Below are 2,670 nucleotides of genomic sequence, written 5' to 3' on the forward strand. Positions count from 1 at the left end.
CCAACAACATCTTTTAAATTCGCAAAAACGACAATGAAAACACTCAGGATCTTCAGAGATTCTAGGTGATATATTGCCAGATTCAGTATCTTCTAGAATATTGACTGCCTTGTCGGTTAGCTCTTGAGCAAGTGCACAATCAAAAGGCACAAGCTCAAAATAAAGAGCAGAAGTATCTTTGTTAATCGCCATAAACAGGGCAGGGTTTAAGTTTATGCCTTCGAACTGAACTGACTATATGCCTGATACAACGCTATCTGAGAGGCGTATATGGTCTTTGTTCGGGAAATTCCCTTTTCTGAGGTTTGCAACCATGATTTATTGTTCATGGATTTGCATTCCCACAACATCGGAAAAGATAAATTGAGTTCAGGGGGAGCAGAGGTGATGATGCCGTCAACATGCCCTTTGATTTTGCCATTTGCTTGCGAAAATCCGAACTGTTGACCTTGCTGATCTTCGGTGAGCAGCTCAAATCCAGCAGACCTTAACACCACTTAATACCCAACTTTTCACAAGAATGTCCAAGTTCAAAGATGCGAAGTGTCCGACCTGAAAACTCTTCGTCTTTTGGTGTTTGCGTTAAATGATATTGCAGTTTTCGTGAACAGCTTTCACCAAGCAGAGAAGCACCCAAATAATCTCTTTGTTCACGATGTTGCGATTGTAAGCCACGATCGATATATGCAGTAACTTTTTCAGAAAATGTTTCGTTAAAATCAAGCATTTTGCATACCTAATATTTCTTTGACTTTGTTTGAGTGTTTGTACAATGTGATTAAGGCCGATGCCTTGTATTTGGTGAAGCTGTAGTCATTGCTATATTCGGGAAGTTAAAACACGAGGGGGGGGGAGAGGAGTATCAACTCTTTGAAAATTTTTTGGGAAATGGTCAATAGTCTATATCTTCCCCGTTTGGGTTGTTATTATGGAAAAATACATATTGCTTTTCATAGACACGCACGACAGGTTCCTTACGGTTTGTCTCAAAGTAATTGTATCCTATTTGAAGATTCTTCCAAAACGGGTAATTTGGATTGTTTCTATAACGTTGCATATTTCTTTCTGTCATTCGAAAAGGGAATATTTGTATTTGTAAGTGTGATTGTCCTCCTCTGAAAGAATCTCGTACTATACCATAAATTTCCCTCATTGATTTATTTCGTATCGAATAGCATCCTGAGGAAGCACAATCTCCATGGATCATGATATCGACCCCGGTTCGGAGATTTGTCTTATCAAAAGAGTTAGGAAAGCCAATGTTCATTGATAAGTAGTATCTGGAATAGGGATTTAAATTTTCCCATTGGATATGATAAAATCCCTCTGGAGATTGTTTGTCTCCGTTTTCAATCTTGGGACCAAGCTTTCCAGACCATGCACATATTTTATACGATTTAATTTTAACATATGTCTTTTCGGATGTTTGTTTCCAGATCTCAAGGATATTTTCTTGTTTGAATATCCGTATTAAAGATGGAGAATATTCATGCGTTCCCTTTTTATGCATTCGCGATAAAATACGAGGCGATAAAGGGTGTTCCGACTTATTAAAAGGAATTGTAGAACAGCCACTTATGAATGTAAATAATGTAAACAGAAAAAAAATACGCAAGTCTGCCAACTTATTAAGTCCTTTTGTAAACTTTGAGAATAAAAAGAAGAAAAATTTAAATTTGCAGAAATTTACAAATTTCGACCAATTTCCAGATATTTTTTACGTCGAATATTACGGATTTCTTCTCTGGAATAATTTGACATTTCATCAAGAGCAGCACTGATCATTTCTCCAACAGAAGCAATTGCTTGAGAAGGATTTCTATGAGCTCCTCCTATAGGTTCGGAAATTATTCCATCGATAACGGAAAAATTCTTTAAGTCAGATGCTGTTATCTTCATAGCAGTAGCGGCTTGCTCTGCTCGGGCAGAATCTCTCCAGAGAATGGATGCAGCGCCTTCTGGAGAGATAACGCTGTAAATAGAATGTTCCAGCATATAAACACGATCGGCTGCGGCAATAGCCATAGCACCGCCAGATCCCCCTTCACCGATGACTGTTGCAATGATTGGTACTCGTAAGTTGAGACACATTTCAATAGAGCGCGCGATAGCTTCTCCCTGACCACGCTCTTCAGCTTCAACTCCAGGATAAGCGCCTGCCGTGTCTACGAATGAGAGGACTGGCAATCCAAAGTGATCTGCCATTCGCATAATGCGTACAGCTTTACGATATCCCTCCGGACGTGAGCTGCCAAAATTATGTTTAATTCGCGATTTTGTATCGAATCCTTTTTCTAGTCCCAGAACCGCAACGGACTGACCACGAAATTTCGCCAATCCGACTTGCATCGCGGCGTCTTCACCAAACGAACGATCTCCCGATAGAGGTATAAATTCAGTCAATAAAGTGGCGGCATAATCAACAAAGTGGGGTCTGTTAGGATGTCTGGCAACTTGAACTTTCTGCCAAGGGGTGAGCTTTGAATAAATATCGGCAAGAGATGACTCAACCGTCTCCTCTAATTTATGGATTTTATCAGAGAAGTCTTCGATTTTGTTTTCATGAGAATCTTTTTTGAGCTCATGAATTTTCGCATCTAAGTCGGATATGGATTTTTCAAAATCAAGATAATTATGCATGGAAGAAATTTCTCCACCTCTCCATATAAA

At 39.3% G+C, this 2,670-nt stretch carries 4 protein-coding genes and 1 pseudogene; all 5 read right to left on the reverse strand.

The window, feature by feature from the left end; translation table 11 throughout:
• Window positions 1–192 (reverse strand): annotated as a pseudogene (locus H0G72_RS06155) (hypothetical protein); the annotation flags it as partial.
• 20 nt (window positions 193–212) lie between these two features.
• The gene (locus tag H0G72_RS06160; RefSeq protein WP_220456136.1) at window positions 213–497 is read right to left on the reverse strand and encodes a hypothetical protein; all 285 of its coding nucleotides are present in this window, start codon (window positions 495–497) and stop codon (window positions 213–215) included.
• The gene (locus tag H0G72_RS06165) at window positions 488–727 is read right to left on the reverse strand and encodes a hypothetical protein (protein WP_220456137.1); all 240 of its coding nucleotides are present in this window, start codon (window positions 725–727) and stop codon (window positions 488–490) included. Before H0G72_RS06165 ends, H0G72_RS06160 begins: the two co-directional genes overlap by 10 nt.
• A gap of 165 nt (window positions 728–892) precedes the next feature.
• Window positions 893–1,615, reverse strand: coding sequence for a L,D-transpeptidase family protein (locus tag H0G72_RS05935; protein ID WP_259345178.1), 723 nt, complete (start codon window positions 1,613–1,615; stop codon window positions 893–895).
• A gap of 71 nt (window positions 1,616–1,686) precedes the next feature.
• Window positions 1,687–2,640 carry an acetyl-CoA carboxylase carboxyltransferase subunit alpha gene (locus H0G72_RS05940; RefSeq protein WP_182017849.1) on the reverse strand — a complete coding sequence of 318 codons (954 nt, stop codon included), beginning with the start codon at window positions 2,638–2,640 and terminating at the stop codon, window positions 1,687–1,689.
• Window positions 2,641–2,670: the final 30 nt, after the last annotated feature.

It is taken from the genome of Candidatus Liberibacter sp., assembly GCF_014048425.1.
Taxonomy (GTDB): Bacteria; Pseudomonadota; Alphaproteobacteria; order Rhizobiales; family Rhizobiaceae; genus Liberibacter.

Excerpts from the sequence above, each read along its gene's own strand:
- H0G72_RS06165 (WP_220456137.1), bottom strand. The coding sequence starts at position 727 with ATGCTTGATTTTAACGAAACATTTTCTGAAAAAGTTACTGCATATATC.
- H0G72_RS05940 (WP_182017849.1), bottom strand. The coding sequence starts at position 2,640 with ATGCATAATTATCTTGATTTTGAAAAATCCATATCCGACTTAGATGCG.